Origin of the sequence: Pseudomonas resinovorans NBRC 106553 (genome assembly GCF_000412695.1) — a bacterium.
In the GTDB taxonomy this organism is placed as follows: Bacteria; Pseudomonadota; Gammaproteobacteria; order Pseudomonadales; family Pseudomonadaceae; genus Metapseudomonas; species Metapseudomonas resinovorans_A.
The window spans coordinates 2,312,657-2,332,647 of sequence record NC_021499.1 but is presented as its reverse complement, the minus strand read 5'-3'; the positions used below and the strand labels follow the sequence as shown (position 1 = coordinate 2,332,647).

Below are 19,991 nucleotides of genomic sequence, written 5' to 3'. Positions count from 1 at the left end.
TCCTTAGAGCTGTACACCGGAGAACGACATGAAGCCGAGGGACATCAGGCCGATGGTGATGAAGGTGATGCCGAGCCCCTGCAGGCCTTCGGGCACATCGCTGTACTTGAGCTTCTCGCGGATGCCCGCCAGCAGTGCGATGGCCAGCGCCCAGGAGAAGCCGGAGCCGATGCCGTAGACCACGCTTTCACCCAGGTTGTAGTCGCGCTCCACCATGAACAGCGAGCCGGCCATGATGGCGCAGTTCACCGTGATCAGCGGCAGGAACACGCCCAGGGCGTTGTAGAGCGAGGGCACATACTTGTCGAGCAGCATCTCGAGGATCTGCACGATGGCGGCGATCACGCCGATGTAGCTCAACAGGCCGAGGAACGACAGGTCCACCTCCGGCAGGCCGGCCCAGGCCAGGGCGCCGTCTTTCAGCAGCAGCGTGTAGAGCAGGTTGTTGGCCGGCACCGTGATGGCCTGCACCACGATCACGGCGATGCCGAGGCCGATGGCGGTTTCCACCTTCTTGGAAATGGCGATGAAGGTGCACATGCCGAGGAAGAACGCGAGCGCCATGTTCTCGACGAACACGGCCTTCACGAACAGGCTGAGGTAATGCTCCATCAGTAGGCCTCCTTGTTGGATACCTGGGGCGCGATCTTGTAGGACGGCGCCTCCTTCTGCTCGGTCTTCCAGCTGCGCAGGGCCCAGATGATCAGGCCGATCAGGAAGAACGCCGAAGGCGGCAGCAGCAGCAGGCCGTTGGGCTGGTACCAGCCGCCATCGTTGATCACCGGCAGCACTTCGAAGCCCAGCAGCTTGCCTGCGCCGAACAGCTCGCGAACGACGCCGAGGACGATCAGCATGGCGCTGTAGCCCAGGCCGTTGCCGATGCCGTCGAAGAACGACAGCACCGGCGGGTTGGCCATCGCGAAGGCCTCCGCGCGGCCCATCACGATGCAGTTGGTGATGATCAGCCCGACGAATACCGAGAGCTGCTTGGACAGACTGAAGGCGTAGGCCTTGAGCACCTGGTCCACCACTATCACCAGGGACGCGATGATCACCATCTGCACGATCATGCGGATGGAGCTCGGGATCTGGCTGCGGATCATCGAGATGAACAGGTTGGAGAAGCCGGTCACCAGGGTCAGGGCGATCGACATCACCAGCGCGGTCTTCAGGTTGGACGTCACCGCCAGGGCCGAGCAGATGCCGAGGATCTGCAGGCCGATGGGGTTGTTGTGCAGGACCGGGTCCAGCAGGACCGAGCGGATCGTGGGTTGCTGCGCCATGCTCATGCCTCCCCGTTATTCAGTTTGGCCAGGAAGGGGCCGAAGCCGTTCTTGCCGAGCCAGAAATGCAGCAGGTTGTTGACGCCCTTGCTGGTCAACGTGGCGCCGGCCAGGCCGTCGACCTTGTGGGCGGCGTTGGACGACTGCGGGTCGACGCTGCCCTTGATGATCTGGATGGCCAGCTGGCCCTGCTCGTCGAACAGGCTCTTGCCGTTCCACAGCGCCTTCCATTTGGGGTTGTCCACCTCACCGCCAAGACCCGGGGTCTCGCCATGCTGGTAGAAGCCCAGGCCCACCACGGTGTTCAGGTCGCCCTCGAGGGCGAGGAAGCCGTACAGGGTCGACCAGAGGCCGTAGCCGCGCACCGGCAGGATCACGGTCTGCAACTGGCCGTCCTGTTGCACCAGGTAGACCGTGCTGAAACGCTCGCGGCGCTTGATGGAGGCGATGTCCTGCTCCGCCGGGAGCGCGTCGGAAAGCTGCGGGTCCTTGGCGGCCTTCAGCGGATCGAAGCCGGCGGCCTGGATCTCGTCGGTGAAGTTGCCGCTGGCCAGGTCCACCACTCGCGCGGTGATGCGCTCGGCGTAGAGCGCCTTCACCTGCTCGGCGGACAGGCCCGGCTGGGCCAGGCCGGCGACGGTGAGGATGCTGCGTTGCTTGTCCAGCTCACGGTTGTCCACCTGCACCGGCTTCAGCGCGATGGCGGCGCCGGCGACGAACACCGAGCACACCAGACAGACCACCAGGGCCACCAGCAGGGTGCGGACAGTCGATTCTTTCTGCTCAGCCATTGCGTGCCAGCCTCCGCTTGATATTGGCCTGGACGACGAAATGGTCGATCAGCGGCGCGAACAGGTTGGCGAAGAGGATCGCCAGCATCATGCCTTCCGGGAAGGCCGGGTTGACCACGCGGATCAGCACCACCATCAGGCCGATCAGCGCGCCGAACAGCCATTTGCCGGTGTTGGTCATGGAGGCCGACACCGGGTCGGTGGCCATGAACATCATGCCGAAGGCGAAGCCGCCCAGGACCAGGTGCCAGTACCAGGGCATGGCGAACATCGGATTGGTCTCGGAGCCGATGGCGTTGAACAGCCAGCTGGTGGCGATCATGCCCAGCATCACGCCGGCGACGATGCGCCAGGCGGCGATACGGGTCACCAGCAGCACGCCGCCGCCGATGAGGATGGCCAGGGTGCTGGTCTCGCCGATGGAACCCTGGATGGTGCCGAGGAAGGCATCCATCCAGGTGATGCCGTGACCGACGATGTTCTCGACGCCGCCAGCGGCGCCGAGGCTCAGCGAGGTGGCACCGGCGAAGCCGTCCACCGCGGTCCACACCGCATCCCCGGAAATCTGCGCCGGGTAGGCGAAGAACAGGAAGGCGCGACCGGCCAGGGCCGGGTTGAGGAAGTTCTTGCCGGTACCGCCGAAGACTTCCTTGCCCAGCACCACGCCGAAGCTGATGCCGAGGGCCACCTGCCAGAGCGGAATGCTCGGCGGCAGGGTCAGGGCGAAGAGCACCGAGGTAACGAAGAAGCCTTCGTTCACTTCATGGCGGCGAATGGAGGCGAACAGCACTTCCCAGAAACCGCCGACGATGAAGGTCACTGCGTAGATGGGCAGGAACCAGGCGGCGCCCTGGATGAAGTTGTCCCACAGGCTGTTGGGGTCGAAGCCTGCCAGGGAACCGATCAGGGCGAAGCGCCAGCCGTCCTGGGCCGCCAGCAGGTCCGGGCTCTGGGCGAAGACCAGGTTGGCCTGGTAGCCGACGTTCCACATGCCGAAGAACATGGCCGGGAAGGTGCAGAGCCAGACGGTGATCATCATCCGCTTGAGGTCGATGCCGTCGCGCACATGGGCAGTGGTGCGGGTCACGCTGGCGGGGCGGTAGAAGAAGGTGTCCACCGCTTCATAGAGGGCGTACCACTTTTCATAGCGGCCGCCCTGCTCGAAGTTGTGCTCGATACGGTCGAGGAATTTACGCAGGCCCATCTCAGCCCTCCTTTTCGATACGGCTGAGGTTGTCCCGCAGGATCGGGCCGTACTCGTACTTGCCGGCGCAGACATAGCTGCACAGCGCCAGGTCTTCTTCGTCCAGTTCCAGGCAACCGAGCTTCTGCGCCATTTCGGTGTCGCCGACGATCAGGTAGCGCAGCAGCTGGGTGGGCAGGATATCCAGCGGCATCACGGCCTCGTAGTTGCCTACCGGCACCATGGCGCGCGGGCTGCCGTTGGTGGTGGTGCTGAACGGCAGCTTGCGGGCGCCCAGCAGTCTGGAAACGAAGATATTGAGCACCGAGTGCTTGTTCACCCCGGCGCGCAGGTAGTGCAGCAACTCGCGGTCATTGCCCTCGGTGAGGCAGGACACCTGCTGGTGATAGCGGCCGAGGTAGGCGCAAGCCCCACGGGACGTGCGGCCACCCAGCAGGGAGCCGGAGACCACGCGGTTGGCGCCGGGCTTGAGCTCGCCGGCGGTGAGTTCTTCCAGGCTGGCGCCCAGGCGGGTGCGCACCAGGCGAGGGTTCTCCACCACCGGGCCGGCCAGGGACACCACACGCTCGACCCAGAGACGGCCGCTGGCGAACAGCTTGCCGATGGCGATCACGTCCTGGTAGCCGATGTGCCAGACGCTCTTGTTGGCGCTCACCGGATCGAGGAAATGGATATGGGTACCGGGCAGGCCAGCCGGGTGCGGTCCGGCGAAGGACTCGCTGCGCACCTGGGCCAGGCCTTCGCCTGGCAGCGCGGAGCCATCGGCCTTGCAGAGGAACACCCGGGCCAGGCGGGCGAGGACCTTGAGGCCCTGCTCGAAGTCCGCGGCATGCTCGTCGATCACCAGGCGCGGATCGGCGGCCAGTGGGTGGGTATCCATGGCGGTGACGAAGATCGAGCTGGGTGTGGCGTCGATGGCCGGCACGGCGCTGAATGGCCGGGTACGCAGAGCGGTCCAGAGACCGGACCGCACTAGGTTGTCGCGCACTTGTTGCGGGTCCAGCTGGTCGATCTGCTCGGCGGAGTAGTGCTCGAAATGGACTTCGTCGTCGCCTTCGAGGTCGATCACCACCGACTGCAGCACGCGCTGCTCGCCCCGGTGAATGGCACTGATCACGCCGGCGCCCGGGGCCGTGTAGATCACGCCCGGGTTCCGCTTGTCGGCGAACAGCGGTTGACCGAGCTTGACCCGGTCCCCCACCTGGACGTCCATGGTCGGTTTCATGCCGTGGTAGTCGAAGCCGATGACGGCAATGCTGCGAACCGGGCGCCCGTCCTCGATTCGTTGGACTGGCTCACCCGCCACTGGAAGGTCCAGTCCACGCTTGATTCTGATCATAGGTTTCGCCTGAGACAGAAATGCTGCCCGTCCCAGCCCATCGGCAAATGCATGCCACCGCACCAGGTCTACCTAGTACGGATGTGCTGAGTTCGGAACGATTAAACGGCGAATTATAGAGAGCCCGACTCCCCCTCGCCACCCAAGCCTTTACTTTTCAGCGTCTTAGGAAACAACAGGCAGCAAGGCGTCCAGTTCTGAACAGTGGGTCGGCACGATCCGATCCCACCCTGCCCCGCTGACCAACCGGGCACCAGGCGCAAAAAAGGAAACGGGAGCCAAGGGCTCCCGTTTCGTTGCGACAAGCGGGCTGTCTCAGTGAGCGACAGCCCGCTCGGCGGTGCGCTTGAAGTAGTAGCAGACGGCGAGCAGGCCGAGCCAGAACGGAATGGCATAGACCGAGATGTTGATGCCCGGAATCATCAGCATCACACCCAGGATCAGCGCCACGAAGGCCAGGCACAGGTAGTTGCCGAACGGGTACCAGAGCGCCTTGAAGAACGGCTGGATACCCTGGGCGTCCATCTGCTTGCGGAACATCAGGTGAGACAGGCTGATCATCGCCCAGTTAATCACCAGGGCGGCCACCACCAGCGCCATCAGCAGCTCCAGGGCCTTCTGCGGGGCCAGGTAGTTGACCACCACGCAGAGCAGGGTGATCAGCGCCGACAAGCCGATGGCCAGCACCGGCACGCCACGGTCGTCCACCTTCATCAGCGCCTTGGGCGCGTTGCCCTGCTCGGCCAGGCCGTAGAGCATCCGGCTGTTGCAGTAGACGCCGCTGTTGTAGACCGACAGGGCCGCCGTGAGCACCACGAAGTTGAGGATGTGTGCAGCGGTATCGCTACCGATCAGCGAGAAGATCTGCACGAAGGGGCTGCCGCTGTACGGGTCGCCGGCGGCGCCCAGGGTCTCCAGCAGCTTGTCCCAGGGGTAGAGCATCAGCAGCACGCTGAGGGCGCCGATATAGAAGATCAGGATGCGGTAGATCACCTGGTTGATCGCCTTGGGGATCACCTTCTTCGGCTCGCTGGCCTCGGCGGCGGTGATACCCACCAGCTCCAGGCCGCCGAAGGAGAACATGATGATGGCCAACACCATCACCAGGCCTTCGATACCGTTGGGGAAGAAGCCGCCATGACTCCAGAGGTTGTCCACCGAGGCCTGCGGACCGCCGGTGCCACTGACCAGCATGTAGATGCCCAGGACGATCATGCCGATGATGGCCACCACCTTGATCAGCGCGAACCAGAACTCCGCCTCGCCGAACACCTTCACGTTGGCCAGGTTGATCAGGTTGATCAGCACGAAGAACGCCGCCGCCGACACCCAGGTGGGCACCTCGGGCCACCAGAACTGGATGTACTTGCCCACCGCCGTCAGCTCGGCCATGCCCACCAGCACGTAGAGCACCCAGTAGTTCCAGCCGGACAGGAAGCCGGCGTAGCCACCCCAGTACTTATGGGCGAAGTGGCTGAACGAACCTGCAACGGGTTCTTCGACGATCATTTCGCCCAGCTGGCGCATGATCAGGAACGCGAAGAAACCGGCGATGGCGTAGCCGAGGATCATCGACGGGCCCGCCGACTTGAGCACCCCGGCCGAACCCAGGAACAGGCCGGTACCGATGGCGCCGCCCAGCGCGATTAGCTGGATGTGACGGTTTTTCAGGCCCCTTTTGAGCGGCCCTTGGTGAAGGTGATGTCCTTCCATCCGGGAAATCCCCAAGTGATTCCAGTTGTTGGATTACAGACGCAAAAATGAAAAACGGGAGCCCGAAAGCTCCCGTTCTCGTGACGCGTTGGCTTAGCGCGGGAAGGACGGCGGGTTGACCCCGGCCATGTCTTCCATCACGCGTACCACCTGGCAGCTGTAACCGAACTCGTTGTCGTACCAGACGTAGAGGACGACGCGGTTATCGTTGCAGATGGTGGCTTCGGCATCGACCACACCGGCGTGGCGGGAGCCGACGAAGTCGGACGACACCACTTCCTGGGACGAAACGTAGTCGATCTGCTTGTGCAGATCCGAATGCATGGCCATCTGGCGCAGGTATTCGTTGATCTCGTCGCGGTTGGTGGCCTTCTCCAGGTTCAGGTTGAGGATGGCCATGGAGACGTTCGGCGTCGGCACGCGAATGGCGTTGCCGGTCAGCTTGCCCTTGAGCACCGGCAGAGCCTTGGCGGCTGCGGTGGCGGCGCCGGTCTCGGTGATCACCATGTTCAGCGGAGCGCTGCGACCACGGCGGCTGCCCTTGTGGAAGTTGTCGATCAGGTTCTGGTCGTTGGTGTACGAGTGAACGGTTTCGACGTGGCCGTTGACGATGCCGTACTGGTCGTCGACCGCCTTGAGCACCGGCACGATGGCGTTGGTGGTGCAGGAAGCGGCGGAAACGATCTTGTCGTCAGCGCTGATTTCGCCGTGGTTGATGCCGTGAACGATGTTCTTCAGGGCACCCTTGCCAGGAGCGGTCAGGACGACGCGGTCGATACCCGGGCACTTGAGGTGCTGGCCCAGGCCTTCGGCGTCGCGCCATTTGCCGGTGTTGTCCACCAGCAGGGCGTTCTTGATGCCGTAGGCGGTGTAGTCGATCGAGGCGGGATCGTTGGAGTAGATCACCTGGATCAGGTTGCCGTTGGCGGTCAGGGTGTTGTTTTCTTCGTCGATGACGATGGTGCCATCAAACGGGCCGTGAACGGAGTCGCGGCGCAGCAGGCTGGCGCGCTTGACCAGGTCATTCTCGGCACCCTTGCGCACCACGATGGCGCGCAGGCGCAGGCCGTCGCCGCCACCGGTCTTCTCGATCAGGATGCGTGCCAGCAGGCGGCCGATACGACCGAAACCGTACAGGACGACGTCAGTGCCTTCACGAGCGGAAGCGCTCTGCTTGCCGACTACATCGGCCAGCTCGTCCTTGGTGAACTGCTCGATGCTGCGGCCGTTACCTTCGGACTTGAACTTGGCGACCATCTTGCCCAGGTCCACGGAGGCGGCGCCCAGCTTGAGCTCGCTCATGGCCTTGAGGATCGGGAAGGTTTCGTGGACCGACAGCTCGGCCTCGTCCGTCAGGCGATGACGGGCAAAACGGTGGGCCTTGAGGATGGCGATCACGGAGCGATTGATCAGGCCACGGCCATAGATCGAGGTCACAACATTGTTGTTGCGATACAGCTGGCCAATCATCGGAATCATGGCTTCCGCGAGGGCTTCACGATCGATCCATTCACCGAGACACTGGTCGGGCTTCTGAGTCACGGGCAGTACCTTCCACATGTAGGGGATGAAAAAAGGGGCTACATTATGACGGCGCACGCAGGCGCCGGCAATCAGCAGCAGCCTCAACACTGACATCCGCTAGTCGGGATAGTTACAATCCGCCGATCTTTTTCGACCGGAGCCACCTTGCCCGTGTCCGTACTGCGCCTTCCCTCGTTGCCCACCGCCGCCGGCAAACAGCATTGGGGCAATCTGCCCGGTGCCGCGCTGAGCCTGGCCATCGCCGAAGCGGCGAGCGCCGGCAAGCGTTTCACCCTGCTGCTCACCGCCGACAGCCAGACCGCCGAACGCCTGGAACAGGAACTGGGTTTCTTCGCCCCCGACCTGGACGTCCTGCATTTCCCCGACTGGGAAACCCTGCCCTACGACCTCTTCTCGCCGCACCAGGACATCATTTCCCAGCGCGTCGACAGCCTGTACCGGCTGCCGGAGGTCAAGCGCGGCGTCTTGGTGGTGCCCATCACCACCGCCTTGCACCGCCTGGCGCCGACCCGCTTCCTGCTGGGCTCCAGCCTGGTGCTGGACGTGGGCCAGAAGCTCGACGTGGAACAGATGCGCCTGCGCCTGGAAGCCGCCGGCTACCGCTGCGTGGATACGGTCTACGAACATGGCGAGTTCGCCGTGCGCGGCGCGCTGATCGACCTCTTCCCCATGGGCAGCGAGGTGCCCTTCCGCATCGACCTGTTCGATGACGAGATCGAGACCCTGCGCACCTTCGACCCGGAAACCCAGCGCTCGGTGGACAAGGTGGAGTCGATCCGCTTGCTTCCGGCCCGCGAGTTCCCGCTGGACAAGAAGGCCGTCACCGATTTCCGCGGCCGCTTCCGCGAGCGTTTCGACGTCGACTTCCGCCGCTGCCCGATCTACCAGGACCTGGCCAGCGGCATCACCCCGGCCGGCATCGAGTACTACCTGCCGCTGTTCTTCGAAGAAACCGCCACCCTCTTCGACTACCTGCCGGCGGACACCCAGGTGTTCTCCCTGCCGGGCATCGAGCAGGCCGCCGAACAGTTCTGGACCGACGTGCGCAACCGCTATGAAGAGCGCCGCGTGGACCCGGAACGCCCGCTGGTGCCGCCGGCCGAGCTGTTCTTGCCGGTGGAGGACTGCTTCGCCCGCCTCAAGGGCTCGCCGCGCCTGGTGCTGAGCCAGGAGGATGTCGAGCCCGGTATCGGCCGCGAGCGTTTCGCCGCCCGCGCCCTGCCCGACCTGGCGATCCAGGCCAAGGCCAGCGAACCCATGGCGGCGCTGCGTCGCTTCATCGAAGAGTTCCCCGGCCGCGTGCTGTTCAGCGCCGAATCCGCCGGCCGCCGCGAAGTACTGCTGGAGATGCTCGCCCGCCTCAAGCTGCGCCCGCAGGAGGTCGAAGGCTGGGAGGCGTTCGTCGCCAGCGGCGAGCGCCTGGCCATCACCATCGCACCGTTGGACGAAGGCCTGCTGCTGGACGACCCGGGCCTGGCGCTGGTCGCCGAAAGCCCGCTGTTCGGCCAGCGCGTCATGCAGCGCCGCCGCCGCGAACGCCGCGGCGATGCCGGCGACAACGTGATCAAGAACCTCGCCGAGCTGCGCGAGGGCGCGCCCGTGGTGCATATCGACCACGGCGTTGGCCGCTACCTGGGCCTGATCACCCTGGAAATCGAAGGTCAGGTCGCCGAATTCCTCGCCCTGCAGTACGCCGAGGAAGCCAAGCTCTACGTGCCGGTGGCCAGCCTGCACCTGATCGCCCGCTACACCGGCAGCGACGACGCCCTGGCGCCGCTGCACCGCCTCGGCTCGGAAACCTGGCAGAAGGCCAAGCGCAAGGCCGCCGAGCAGGTCCGCGACGTGGCCGCCGAATTGCTGGACGTCTACGCCCGCCGCGCCGCCCGCGAAGGCTATGCGTTCCGCGACCCGAAGGCCGACTACGCGACCTTCTCCGCCGGTTTCCCCTTCGAGGAGACCCCGGACCAGCAGGCCGCCATCGAAGCGGTGCTGGCCGACATGCTGGCGCCCAAGCCCATGGACCGCCTGGTCTGCGGCGACGTCGGCTTCGGCAAGACGGAAGTGGCCATGCGCGCCGCCTTCGTGGCCGTGCACAGCGGCCGTCAGGTGGCTGTCCTGGTGCCCACCACCCTGCTCGCCCAGCAGCACTACAACAGCTTCCGCGACCGCTTCGCCGACTGGCCGGTGAGCGTGGAGGTGATGAGCCGCTTCAAATCGGCGAAGGAAGTGGAACAGGCGGCGCAACAGCTGTCCGAGGGCAAGATCGACATCATCATCGGCACCCACAAGCTGCTGCAGGGCGATGTGCGCTTCAAGGACCTGGGCCTGGCGATCATCGACGAGGAACACCGTTTCGGCGTGCGCCAGAAGGAACAACTGAAATCCCTGCGCAGCGAGGTGGACATCCTCACCCTCACCGCCACGCCCATCCCGCGCACCCTGAACATGGCCGTGGCGGGCATGCGCGACCTGTCCATCATCGCCACGCCGCCGGCGCGTCGCCTGTCGGTGCGCACCTTCGTCATGGAGCGGCAGAACACCGCGATCAAGGAGGCCCTGCTCCGCGAGCTGTTGCGCGGCGGCCAGGTCTACTACCTGCACAACGAGGTGGCGAGCATCGAGAAATGCGCCGCCGAACTGGCCGAGCTGGTGCCGGAGGCGCGCATCGCCGTCGGCCACGGGCAGATGCGCGAGCGCGAACTCGAACAGGTGATGAGCGACTTCTATCACAAGCGCTTCAACGTGCTGGTGGCGTCCACCATCATCGAAACCGGCATCGACGTGCCCAGCGCCAACACCATCGTCATCGAACGTGCCGACAAGTTCGGCCTGGCCCAGTTGCACCAGCTGCGCGGACGGGTAGGCCGCAGCCACCACCAGGCCTACGCCTACCTGCTGACGCCGCCACGCAAGCAGATGACCCCGGACGCCGAGAAGCGCCTGGAGGCCATCGCCAACGCCCAGGACCTGGGTGCCGGCTTCGTGCTGGCCACCCACGACCTGGAAATCCGCGGTGCCGGCGAGTTGCTCGGCGAAGGCCAGAGCGGGCAGATCCAGGCGGTGGGCTTCACCCTCTACATGGAAATGCTCGAGCGGGCGGTGAAGGCCATCCAGAAGGGCGAGCAGCCCAACCTGGAGCAGCCGCTGGGCGGCGGGCCGGAGATCAACCTGCGGGTACCAGCACTGATCCCCGAGGACTACCTGCCGGACGTGCATGCGCGCCTGATCCTCTACAAGCGCATCGCCTCGGCCGCCGACGAGGACGGCCTGAAGGAGCTGCAGGTGGAGATGATCGACCGCTTCGGCCTGCTGCCCGAACCGACGAAGCACCTGGTGCGCCTGACCCTGCTCAAGCTGCAGGCCGAAAAGCTCGGTATCCGCAAGGTGGACGCCGGCCCCCAGGGCGGCCGCATCGAGTTCGCCGCCGACACCTGCGTCGACCCGCTGGTGCTGATCAAGCTGATCCAGGGCCAGCCCAAGCGCTACAAGTTCGAAGGCGCCACCCTGTTCAAGTTCCAGGTGCCCATGGAGCGCCCGGAAGAACGCTTCAACACCCTAGAAGCGCTGTTCGAGCGCCTGACCCCGCAGTAGTCTGCGGAATGATTGCCCATACCAAGGAACAACCCATGCGCGCCATCCGTAACTTCGCCCTGTTGCTCGCCCTGCTGGCCCCGGCTGCTTTCGCCGACGGCCTCTATTCGGTGGAGATGATCATCTTCCGCCAGGCCGGCAACCCCGCCCCCGCCAGCCAACCGGCGCCGGACGACTGGGCGGCCGGCAGCCAATCCATCTCCGGCAGCGAGCGCGCCACCGCCCTGGATGGCGAAGCGGCCAAGCTCAGCCCCAACGCCGGCTACGAGGTACTGCTGCACAAGGCCTGGTCGCAGAACCTCTCCGCCATCCCCAGCAAGGTCGCGGTGAGCGCCGGCGAGCAACAGCTCGGCCACTTCCCGGTGGAAGGCACCCTGGCCCTCACCCTCGATCGCAGCATCGACGCCCAGGCCGACTTCTGGATCAACCAGTTCGATGGCAGCGGTCTGATGAACGGCAGCGAGCGCCTGCGCCAGGGAACCCGCCTGAAGAACGGCGAGCTGACTTACCTCGACCACGGCAACCTGGGCGTCCTGATCCGCATCAGCCCGCTCTAACGCGTCATGAACACCCTGCTCGAACAGCTGAGGGAACTGGACTGGCGCCTGGACTTCGACCCGGGCGCCCTCTCCCGGGGACTGGCCTACGCCTCGCAGGACCGCGTGCGCCTGCTCAGCCTTAGTGACAAGGCCATCGAAACCAGCTGCGAAGGCTCCGAAGGCCACTTCTACACCCAACTGATCCGCCTGGCGCCCAAGGGCCTGGGCGTGGTCGGCCGTTGCAGCTGCCCGGTGAACTTCAACTGCAAGCACTGCGTCGCCGCCATCGCGCACCTGCTGGCCCTGCCGCCGACCGGCTGGCAGGTTCCCATGCCGTTCAGCGAGCGCCAGGTCGACGACCTGCAGCCGGTTCCGCAACTGATCCTCGGCAGCCACGCCCAGAGCCAGTACGACCTGCGCAGCGGGCGCATGGTGGGCAGCCAGCAGCACCGCGCAGGGCTACTGTTCGACTACGGCGGCGCCCAGATCCACGGCAAGACGGCCAAACCGGAGCGTGTGCATCACCGCGTCAAGGGTGAACGCCTGGCCATCGCCCGCCAGCCGAAAGCCGAACAGGCCTGGCGCGACACCTTGCGCCAGCTGGGTTTCAAGGAAGCCCTGCGGCAAAGCCTGGCGCTACCGGCCAACAGCGCCGAGATGTTCGAGCTGCCCAGCGACGAGCACTGGCTCCACTTCATGCGCGAGCAGTTGCCGACCCTGCGCGAACAGGGCTGGCAGATCGATATCCGCCCGGGCTTCCAGTTCGACCTGACCCAAGTGGAAGGCTGGTACGCCGAGGTGGAGGAAGCGCCAGGCCGCGAATGGTTCGACCTGGAGCTGGGCATTGTGGTCGAAGGTCGCCGCATCAGCCTTTTGCCGGTGCTGTTGCGCCTGATCCAGCGCAACCCCGAACTGCTCAACCCGCAGCACCTGCAGCGGCGCAAGGACGACGAGCAACTGCGCCTGCAACTGGACGCCACCCGCGCAATCGACGGCCGCCCCTTGCAGGTGATGCTGCCGTTTTCCCGCCTCAAACCGGTATTGACCACCCTGGGCGAGCTCTACCATAGCGACCAGGACCCGACCCAGAGCCTGCGCCTTTCCCGTCCGGACGCCGCGCGCCTGAGCCAGCTGGAAGGCCTGGACCTGAACTGGCAGGGTGGCGAGCAAGTGCGCGAAATGGCGCGCAAGCTGCGCGATGGCGGCAAGACGGTGATCAACCCGCCCAAAGGCCTCAACGCCGAACTCCGACACTACCAGCTGGAAGGCCTCGCCTGGCTGCAGACCCTGCGGGAGGTCGGCGCTGGCGGGATACTGGGCGACGACATGGGCCTGGGCAAGACGCTGCAAACCCTGGCCCACCTGCTACTGGAAAAGGAAGCCGGCCGCCTGGACCGCCCGGCCCTGGTGGTAATGCCCACCAGCCTGATCCCGAACTGGCTGGACGAAACCGCACGCTTCGCGCCGGCCCTGCGGGTGCTCGCCCTGCACGGCCCGGGGCGCAAGAAGGCCTTCGAGCGCATGGCCGAGCATGACCTCCTGCTGACCACCTACGCCCTGCTCCCCCGCGACCTGGAGCAGTTCCGCGAACTGCCGCTGCACCTGCTGATCCTCGACGAGGCGCAGTACATCAAGAACCCCACCAGCAAGGCAGCCCAGGCGGTACGCCAACTGGAAGCGCGGCAGCGCCTGTGCCTGACCGGCACCCCACTGGAGAACCACCTGGGCGAACTCTGGTCGCTGTTCCACTTCCTCATGCCGGGCTGGCTGGGCGACAGCCAGGGCTTCCTGCGCAACTACCGCAACCCGATCGAGAAGCACGGCGACGCGACTCGCCTGGCGCACCTCAACGCCCGCCTCAAGCCCTTCCTCCTGCGCCGCAGCAAGGAAGCGGTGGCCACCGAGCTGCCGGCGAAGACCGAGATCACCCAGTGGGTGGAACTCAGCGATCGCCAACGCGACCTCTACGAGACGGTGCGGCTGGCCATGGACCACAAGGTGCGCGAGGAAATCGACCGCAAGGGCCTGGCGCGCAGCCAGATCGTCATCCTCGAGGCGTTGCTCAAGCTGCGCCAGGTCTGTTGCGACACGCGACTGATCGAGGACCGTGGCGCCCGCCCTCCTCGCGGAAGCAGTTCGGGCAAGCTGGACAGCCTGATGGAAATGCTCGAGGAACTGATCGCCGAGGGGCGCAAGGTGCTGCTGTTCTCGCAGTTCACCAGCATGCTGGCGTTGATCGAGGACGAACTGCGCAAGCGCGCCATCGAGTACGTGCAGATCACCGGCGACACCCGCGACCGGCGCACGCCGGTACAACGCTTCCAGGCCGGCGAAGTGCCGCTGTTCCTGATCAGCCTGAAAGCCGGCGGCACCGGCCTCAACCTGACCGCCGCCGACACCGTGATCCACTACGACCCCTGGTGGAACCCGGCGGTGGAACGCCAGGCCACCGACCGCGCCTATCGCATCGGCCAGGACAAGCCGGTGTTCGTCTACCGGATGATTTCGCGGGGCACCGTGGAAGAGAAGATCCAGCAATTGCAGGGGCAGAAGGCCGCACTGGCGCGGGGCATTCTCGACGGCCGCGAGAAGGAAGACTGGCGCCTGCAGGAAGAAGACATAGACGCCCTTTTTGCCCCCCTGCCGCGCCTGGCCTGAGTACGGACCTGTAGGAGCGGGCTCTGCTCGCTCCTACAAGCCCCAAGCCCTCCGGAAAAACCGAATCAGTGCTTCAGCACATGGGCCAGGACATCGCGCACCTTGCCGATGCCCTCGTCCAGGGCCGCTTCGATCTCGGCCATGGTGATGATGCCCTCGGACTTGCCGGCGGCCGGATTCACCACCAGCGACAGGCAGGCGTACGGCAGGTCCAGTTCGCGGGCCAATGCCGCCTCGGGCATGCCGGTCATGCCGACGATGTCGCAGCCATCACGCTCCAGCCGAGCGATCTCGGCCACGGTTTCCAGGCGTGGGCCCTGGGTGCAGGCGTAGACGCCGAAATCGCTGTGGGGGTAATCGCAGGCACGCAGCCCCGCCAGCAGCTTCGCGCGCAGGCCATCGTCGTAGGGGTGGCTGAAGTCGATATGGGTCACATGGTCCAGGTCACCCTCGAAGAAGGTGCCGATGCGGCCATGGCTGTAGTCGATCAGTTGGTGCGGCACCACCAGGTGGCCGCTGCCCATGGCCGGATGGATGCCGCCCACGGCGTTCACCGCGATCACCGCCTGGGCACCGGCATGCTTGAGGGCCCAGAGGTTGGCGCGGTAGTTCACCTGGTGCGGCGGGATCCGATGCGGATGGCCGTGGCGCGCAAGGAAAAGCACATCCTGGCCAGCGTACTCGCCCTGGACGATACCGGCCGAGGGGGAGCCGTAGGGCGTGTCAGGATGGAGCAGCGCTTTCATGCTCAGGCCGTCGAGCTGGGTCAGGCCTGTACCACCGATGATGGCGTAGACGGTCATGTCGGTTCCTCAATCGATCAGCTGGGCTTCGCGCAGGGCCGCGACGGCCTGCAGCCAGCGGGGTTCCTGGCGGTATTCGATGCCGGGGAACGCGCGGCGGCGCATCCGCGCAAGGCTCTGTGGCGGCGTGGCGCCCAGGCGCTGCAAGCGCTCCAGGGCCAACTCGGCGGCGGCGCGGTCATTGCAGACCAGGCCCATGTCGCAGCCGGCACGCAGCGCCGCTTCGATGCGCTCGGCGGCATCACCCACCACGTGGGCGCCGGCCATGGACAGGTCATCGCTGAAGATGACGCCGGAGTATTTCAGTTCGCCGCGCAGGATGTCCTGCAGCCAGCGACGGGAGAAGCCGGCAGGCTGGTTGTCCACCTGCGGGTAGATGACGTGAGCCGGCATCATGCCGTCCAGCTCGGGGGCCAGGCGGGCGAAGGGAACCAGGTCGCTGCTGCGGATCTGCTCCAGGCTGCGCTCGTCGGTGGGAATGGCGACGTGGGAGTCCGCCTCCGCCCAACCATGACCGGGAAAATGCTTGCCCGTGGCGGCCATGCCGGCCTGGCGGAGCCCGCGAATGAAGGCACCGGCCAACGCCGTGGCGCGCGCCGGATCACCCTCGAAAGCACGACTGCCCACCACCGCACTGCGCTGGTGGTCGAGGTCCAGGACCGGCGCGAAGCTGATGTCCAGCCCTACCGCCAGCACCTCGGTGGCCATCAGCCAACCGCACTGCTCGGCCAGCGCCTCGGCGTTGTCGTTATCGGCCAGGGCGCGCATGGCCGGCAGGCGCAGGAAGCCCTGGCGCAGGCGCTGCACGCGACCGCCTTCCTGGTCCACGGCGAGGATCAGGTCGGGACGCACGGCGCGAATTGACGCGCAGAGCTCGCGCACCTGGCGCGGGCTCTCGATGTTACGGGCGAAGATGATCAGGCCGGCGACTTCCGGCTGACGGAGGATCTGCCGATCCTCGGCGGTCAGCCAGGTGCCGCCGATATCCAGCATCAGAGAACCTTGCATGAAAAATCCTTAAGAGAGTTGAGTCGCGGCCCAGACCGGGCAAGGCGCTTCGTCTATGCGTACCGCACAGTGGACGGGCACGCGCTCGAAGAGTTCCAGCACATCGGCATTGCGCAGACGAATGCAACCGTGGGAACGGGGCACGCCCATGGGCTCGGTATCCGGTGTGCCGTGCAGGTAGATGTAGCGGCGGAAGCTGTCCACCTTGCCGAGGCGGTTGCGGCCGGGCTCGCAGCCACTGAGCCAGAGGATGCGCGTGAGTATCCAGTCGCGCCCCGGGAACTGCGCATGCAGCTCGGCGTTCCACACTTCGCCGGTCCAGCGCCGGCCACGCAGCACGGCGCCACGAGGTAGTCCCTCGCCGATCCGCGCACGGACCTGGTGCAGGCCACGGGGGGTGCAATTGGAGCCATTGGTTTCACCGGCACCGTTCAGGGCGGTGGACACGGACACGCGCAACACCAGCTGCCCGTCGGCGAAGCCATAGAGCTGCTGGTCGGCAATGGAGATATGCAGGAGATCGAGGTTTTGCATGGGCCGCAAGCTTAGCCGATCAGGCAGCCTGCGCCCATATGGTTTTATGCCTTGGCAGGTACGGCCGGGGCCTTGTTGCGAGGTTTGAGCACCGCGCCGGCCAGGGCTTCGTCGGTCAGGCCGGTTTCGGCGCGCATGCCGGCGGCCAGGAATGGCACCATCAGGCGCATCACCTGTTCGATGGAGGTGTTCACGCCGAAGTCGGTCTCGGCCATCGCGCGCAGCGCCTTGATGCCGGACATGCTGAAGGCCGCGGCGCCGAGCATGAAATGCACCCGCCAGAACAGCTCGAGCGGCGGCACCCTGGGCGCGGACTCGTTCACCAGCAGCATGTAACGGCGGAACACCTTGCCGTAAACCTCTTCGAGGTACTTGCGCAAGTGACCCTGGCTCTGACTGAATGCGAGACCGAGCAAGCGCATGAAGATCGACAGGTCGTTGCCGCTCCGGGGCTTAACCGCCAGCGCCTGCTCGACGAGCATCTCCAGCAGTTCCTCGAGGCTGGCCTTGCTCTCGGCCTTGCCCTGGCGACGATCGAGTTCGCGCTCCAGGCTCTGGCAGAAAGGCCCGAGGAAGCGCGAGAAGACCGCCTGGATCAGGGCCTTCTTCGAGCCGAAGTGGTAGTTCACCGCCGCCAGGTTGACCCCGGCCTTGCTGGTGATCAGACGCAGCGAAGTCTCGGCGAAGCCTTTTTCCGCGAACAGCTGTTCCGCAGCATCCAGAATGCGTTCAACGGTTTCCGACTGGGCCATGGCTCCTCCACCTGACAAACACTTGTTTGAAACATACGTTTCAGCCGGACCGTTTGTCAAGCCGCACACACCATTATCTGACGCAACGGTCATCTCGCCAGGCACAGCGCCCTGTCTCGGCCACGAATGCGCGAGCGCCGAAAAAGAAGCGTTGCCAAGACCGGATCACTGTATATAATCCCAGTCACTGTATAAAAAAACAGAGCGCCGCCATGCTGAAACTGACGCCCCGCCAAGCCGAGATTCTCGCATTCATCAAGCGCTGCCTTGAAGACAACGGCTTCCCCCCGACCCGCGCCGAGATCGCCCAGGAGCTCGGCTTCAAGTCACCCAACGCCGCCGAGGAGCATCTGAAGGCCCTGGCACGCAAGGGTGCTATCGAGATGACCCCGGGCGCATCCCGCGGCATCCGTATCCCAGGCTTCGAACCCGGCGGCCATGAAGTAGACGGCCTGCCGGTGATCGGCCGGGTCGCCGCCGGCGCCCCCATCCTCGCCCAGCAGAACATCGAGGAATCCTGCCGCATCAACCCCGAGTTCTTCCATCCCCGTGCCGACTACCTGCTGCGCGTTCGCGGCATGTCGATGAAGGACATCGGCATTTTCGACGGTGACCTGCTCGCCGTGCACAGCACCCGCGAGGCCCGCAACGGCCAGATCGTGGTGGCGCGCCTGGGCGACGAAGTGACGGTCAAGCGTTTCAAGCGAGAGGGCGACAAGGTATGGCTGATTGCCGAGAACACCGAGTTCGCCCCAATCGAAGTGAACCTGGATGAACAGGACATGGTGATCGAAGGTTTGAGTGTCGGCGTGATCCGCCGCTAAAGGAGGCCTTATGCAGTTCCCGCAGTCCCTTGGTCGTTCGCAGCTCCCGCTGTTCCACGATGCCATCCTGGCCAACCCCGCCGTTGTGCCGATGCTGACCGACGTGGTGGAAGAACCCCGCCCGGAAGAACCGGAAGCCTTCAGCGAGCTCTCGCTGCGCGGCGCCACCGGGCACTGCCGTAACCTGCTGGCTTCCGTGCTGCGGGAACTGAGTGAAGAACAGGATGCACGCTGGCTGACGCTGATCGGCGCCCCGGCGGGCCTGACCCGCGACTGGCTGCGCGACTCCGGCCTCAACCGCGAACGCATCCTGATCCTGCAACCGCGAGGCGAACAAAGTGCGCTGGAACTGACCTGCGAAGCGCTCCGCCTGGGCCGCAGCCATACGGTGGTCAGCTGGTTGCAGCTGGGGCAGAAAGCCAAACGCCAGCTAGCCCAAGCGGCACGCCAGGGCGGCGCGCAAAGCCTGAACATTCTGCTGGGTTGAGAGGAAGCGGGCGCCGGGCGCTGGCCTGGCCCCTGAGACATCAGCCTGTAACCGAATCAGTGCAGGATTCGGCTACGAACCTCAATGCAGAACGCGCGGACCTTCCTGGTGGTCCATATCACCCTCGGCCAGGCGGCCGGCCATCTGCACACCAACGTTCAGCATGGCTTTGGCGACTTCCAGGTGATGCCCTTGAAGAAACGCCTTGGCATCAGCGGAAAAGTCCAGCGTTACCAACGCCTCCTCGTCCTCGGCCCGGCGCAGGATAATGCGCCCATCAGGCAGTTCGACTATTTCCAGAAAGGACGTAGGCATAGATTCAGCTCTCCACGAAAGGCGGCCATTGTAGCAGCGAGCCGCCATCACGCCCTAGTCCGTCGATCAAATCAGCACTCGCTGAGGGTTTCTCGGAAGCGCAAGGCCAGGGATTTCAGGTTCTGCCGCCAGGACTCCAGCGTCTCCCGCGACAGCGGAGCCGCATCCTCGTCCACACTGACCGCCACAATCAGCGGCAGGGTCGGGTCAACCTTGGCTTGCTTGGGCGCCTGCGGCGGCTGGAACAACGCGCCATAGGCGGCCAGCAACTCGGCCAACCAGGTTTCACGCTGCTGGGCCAACTCCACCAACTCGGCGAGCTCCGGACTGGGCGCCATCGCCAGCACATCTGCCGTCAGCAGCAGCTCCACGCGCGGGGCATTCGCCTCGGGCAGGCGGTAATAGCCGGCGATTTCATGGCACAGGCCGAGCGTCGCGCCGTAGAGGTGGAAGAGCGAAGCCTCGCGCTCGGCTTGCACCAGTGCCTGGGCGTTCATCGCCCGCCCCTCCTCCGCCTTGCGCCAGGACTCCAGCGACAGACCGGCGAAGAAGAGTTTCTGGTTCGTGCGGGTATACAGCTCATGGGCCATGACGGCGCCCTCCAC

Annotated in this window: 18 protein-coding genes; 5 read left to right on the top strand and 13 right to left on the bottom strand. The window is 65.3% G+C overall.

Going from position 1 to position 19,991, the window contains the following annotated elements:
* Positions 1 to 3 precede the first annotated feature (3 nt).
* The 7 genes from nqrE to PCA10_RS10520 all read right to left on the bottom strand — a co-directional run bounded on the left by nqrE (position 4) and on the right by PCA10_RS10520 (position 7,890).
* On the bottom strand, positions 4 to 612 hold the full coding sequence (nqrE, locus tag PCA10_RS10550) for an NADH:ubiquinone reductase (Na(+)-transporting) subunit E (protein WP_016492063.1): 609 nt from the start codon (positions 610 to 612) through the stop codon (positions 4 to 6).
* Positions 612 to 1,283, bottom strand: coding sequence for an NADH:ubiquinone reductase (Na(+)-transporting) subunit D (locus tag PCA10_RS10545; RefSeq protein WP_016492062.1), 672 nt, complete (start codon positions 1,281 to 1,283; stop codon positions 612 to 614). Before PCA10_RS10545 ends, nqrE begins: the two co-directional genes overlap by 1 nt.
* Positions 1,284 to 1,285: 2 nt before the next feature.
* Positions 1,286 to 2,074, bottom strand: a complete 789-nt coding sequence (locus PCA10_RS10540; protein WP_016492061.1) for a Na(+)-translocating NADH-quinone reductase subunit C — start codon at positions 2,072 to 2,074, stop codon at positions 1,286 to 1,288.
* A complete protein-coding gene (locus PCA10_RS10535; RefSeq protein ID WP_016492060.1) occupies positions 2,067 to 3,278 on the bottom strand; it encodes an NADH:ubiquinone reductase (Na(+)-transporting) subunit B in 1,212 nt (403 codons plus the stop codon). Before PCA10_RS10535 ends, PCA10_RS10540 begins: the two co-directional genes overlap by 8 nt.
* Position 3,279: 1 nt before the next feature.
* Positions 3,280 to 4,617, bottom strand: a complete 1,338-nt coding sequence (locus PCA10_RS10530) for a Na(+)-translocating NADH-quinone reductase subunit A (RefSeq protein ID WP_016492059.1) — start codon at positions 4,615 to 4,617, stop codon at positions 3,280 to 3,282.
* Positions 4,618 to 4,932: 315 nt separating this feature from the next.
* A complete protein-coding gene (locus tag PCA10_RS10525) occupies positions 4,933 to 6,330 on the bottom strand; it encodes an amino acid permease (RefSeq protein ID WP_016492058.1) in 1,398 nt (465 codons plus the stop codon).
* Positions 6,331 to 6,423: 93 nt separating this feature from the next.
* On the bottom strand, positions 6,424 to 7,890 hold the full coding sequence (locus tag PCA10_RS10520; protein WP_041770621.1) for a glyceraldehyde-3-phosphate dehydrogenase: 1,467 nt from the start codon (positions 7,888 to 7,890) through the stop codon (positions 6,424 to 6,426).
* 135 nt (positions 7,891 to 8,025) lie between these two features.
* Between PCA10_RS10520 and mfd the strand changes: the two genes are divergently transcribed.
* Genes mfd through PCA10_RS10505 form a run of 3 tightly spaced genes read left to right on the top strand, consistent with a single transcriptional unit; the run spans position 8,026 to position 14,663 of the window.
* On the top strand, positions 8,026 to 11,466 hold the full coding sequence (gene mfd / locus PCA10_RS10515; RefSeq protein WP_041770619.1) for a transcription-repair coupling factor: 3,441 nt from the start codon (positions 8,026 to 8,028) through the stop codon (positions 11,464 to 11,466).
* Positions 11,467 to 11,501: 35 nt separating this feature from the next.
* The gene (locus tag PCA10_RS10510) at positions 11,502 to 12,023 is read left to right on the top strand and encodes a CsiV family protein (protein WP_041770206.1); all 522 of its coding nucleotides are present in this window, start codon (positions 11,502 to 11,504) and stop codon (positions 12,021 to 12,023) included.
* 6 nt (positions 12,024 to 12,029) lie between these two features.
* A complete protein-coding gene (locus PCA10_RS10505) occupies positions 12,030 to 14,663 on the top strand; it encodes a DEAD/DEAH box helicase (RefSeq protein ID WP_016492054.1) in 2,634 nt (877 codons plus the stop codon).
* Positions 14,664 to 14,728: 65 nt separating this feature from the next.
* Here PCA10_RS10505 and PCA10_RS10500 read toward each other — a convergent pair whose 3' ends face one another.
* The 4 genes from PCA10_RS10500 to PCA10_RS10485 are packed head-to-tail and all read right to left on the bottom strand — an operon-like array spanning position 14,729 to position 17,760.
* Positions 14,729 to 15,466, bottom strand: coding sequence for an S-methyl-5'-thioinosine phosphorylase (locus tag PCA10_RS10500; protein WP_016492053.1), 738 nt, complete (start codon positions 15,464 to 15,466; stop codon positions 14,729 to 14,731).
* 9 nt (positions 15,467 to 15,475) lie between these two features.
* Positions 15,476 to 16,474, bottom strand: coding sequence for a beta-N-acetylhexosaminidase (gene nagZ / locus PCA10_RS10495; RefSeq protein ID WP_016492052.1), 999 nt, complete (start codon positions 16,472 to 16,474; stop codon positions 15,476 to 15,478).
* Positions 16,475 to 16,483: 9 nt separating this feature from the next.
* On the bottom strand, positions 16,484 to 17,008 hold the full coding sequence (locus PCA10_RS10490) for a L,D-transpeptidase (RefSeq protein WP_016492051.1): 525 nt from the start codon (positions 17,006 to 17,008) through the stop codon (positions 16,484 to 16,486).
* Positions 17,009 to 17,052: 44 nt separating this feature from the next.
* On the bottom strand, positions 17,053 to 17,760 hold the full coding sequence (locus PCA10_RS10485) for a TetR/AcrR family transcriptional regulator (RefSeq protein WP_016492050.1): 708 nt from the start codon (positions 17,758 to 17,760) through the stop codon (positions 17,053 to 17,055).
* A gap of 212 nt (positions 17,761 to 17,972) precedes the next feature.
* Between PCA10_RS10485 and lexA the strand changes: the two genes are divergently transcribed.
* Entirely contained in the window at positions 17,973 to 18,584 is a 612-nt protein-coding gene (gene lexA, locus PCA10_RS10480) for a transcriptional repressor LexA (RefSeq protein ID WP_016492049.1), read from the top strand.
* A gap of 10 nt (positions 18,585 to 18,594) precedes the next feature.
* The gene (gene sulA, locus PCA10_RS10475; protein ID WP_016492048.1) at positions 18,595 to 19,071 is read left to right on the top strand and encodes an SOS-induced cell division inhibitor SulA; all 477 of its coding nucleotides are present in this window, start codon (positions 18,595 to 18,597) and stop codon (positions 19,069 to 19,071) included.
* 81 nt (positions 19,072 to 19,152) lie between these two features.
* On the opposite strand, the gene PCA10_RS10470 is transcribed toward sulA, so the two are convergent.
* Complete coding sequence (locus PCA10_RS10470; protein WP_016492047.1) at positions 19,153 to 19,386, bottom strand: hypothetical protein; 234 nt, start codon at positions 19,384 to 19,386, stop codon at positions 19,153 to 19,155.
* 71 nt (positions 19,387 to 19,457) lie between these two features.
* Positions 19,458 to 19,976 (bottom strand): DUF6586 family protein, encoded by a 519-nt coding sequence (locus tag PCA10_RS10465; protein WP_016492046.1) that lies wholly within the window; start codon positions 19,974 to 19,976, stop codon positions 19,458 to 19,460.
* Positions 19,977 to 19,991 lie beyond the last annotated feature (15 nt).

Coding starts and splice junctions, on each gene's coding strand:
- nqrE (WP_016492063.1), bottom strand. CDS start 612: ATGGAGCATTACCTCAGCCTGTTCGTGAAGGCCGTGTTCGTCGAGAAC.
- PCA10_RS10545 (WP_016492062.1), bottom strand. CDS start 1,283: ATGGCGCAGCAACCCACGATCCGCTCGGTCCTGCTGGACCCGGTCCTG.
- PCA10_RS10540 (WP_016492061.1), bottom strand. CDS start 2,074: ATGGCTGAGCAGAAAGAATCGACTGTCCGCACCCTGCTGGTGGCCCTG.
- PCA10_RS10535 (WP_016492060.1), bottom strand. CDS start 3,278: ATGGGCCTGCGTAAATTCCTCGACCGTATCGAGCACAACTTCGAGCAG.
- PCA10_RS10530 (WP_016492059.1), bottom strand. CDS start 4,617: ATGATCAGAATCAAGCGTGGACTGGACCTTCCAGTGGCGGGTGAGCCA.
- PCA10_RS10525 (WP_016492058.1), bottom strand. CDS start 6,330: ATGGAAGGACATCACCTTCACCAAGGGCCGCTCAAAAGGGGCCTGAAA.
- PCA10_RS10520 (WP_041770621.1), bottom strand. CDS start 7,890: ATGTGGAAGGTACTGCCCGTGACTCAGAAGCCCGACCAGTGTCTCGGT.
- PCA10_RS10510 (WP_041770206.1), top strand. CDS start 11,502: ATGCGCGCCATCCGTAACTTCGCCCTGTTGCTCGCCCTGCTGGCCCCG.
- PCA10_RS10505 (WP_016492054.1), top strand. CDS start 12,030: ATGAACACCCTGCTCGAACAGCTGAGGGAACTGGACTGGCGCCTGGAC.
- PCA10_RS10500 (WP_016492053.1), bottom strand. CDS start 15,466: ATGACCGTCTACGCCATCATCGGTGGTACAGGCCTGACCCAGCTCGAC.
- nagZ (WP_016492052.1), bottom strand. CDS start 16,474: ATGCAAGGTTCTCTGATGCTGGATATCGGCGGCACCTGGCTGACCGCC.
- PCA10_RS10490 (WP_016492051.1), bottom strand. CDS start 17,008: ATGCAAAACCTCGATCTCCTGCATATCTCCATTGCCGACCAGCAGCTC.
- PCA10_RS10485 (WP_016492050.1), bottom strand. CDS start 17,760: ATGGCCCAGTCGGAAACCGTTGAACGCATTCTGGATGCTGCGGAACAG.
- lexA (WP_016492049.1), top strand. CDS start 17,973: ATGCTGAAACTGACGCCCCGCCAAGCCGAGATTCTCGCATTCATCAAG.
- sulA (WP_016492048.1), top strand. CDS start 18,595: ATGCAGTTCCCGCAGTCCCTTGGTCGTTCGCAGCTCCCGCTGTTCCAC.
- PCA10_RS10470 (WP_016492047.1), bottom strand. CDS start 19,386: ATGCCTACGTCCTTTCTGGAAATAGTCGAACTGCCTGATGGGCGCATT.
- PCA10_RS10465 (WP_016492046.1), bottom strand. CDS start 19,976: ATGGCCCATGAGCTGTATACCCGCACGAACCAGAAACTCTTCTTCGCC.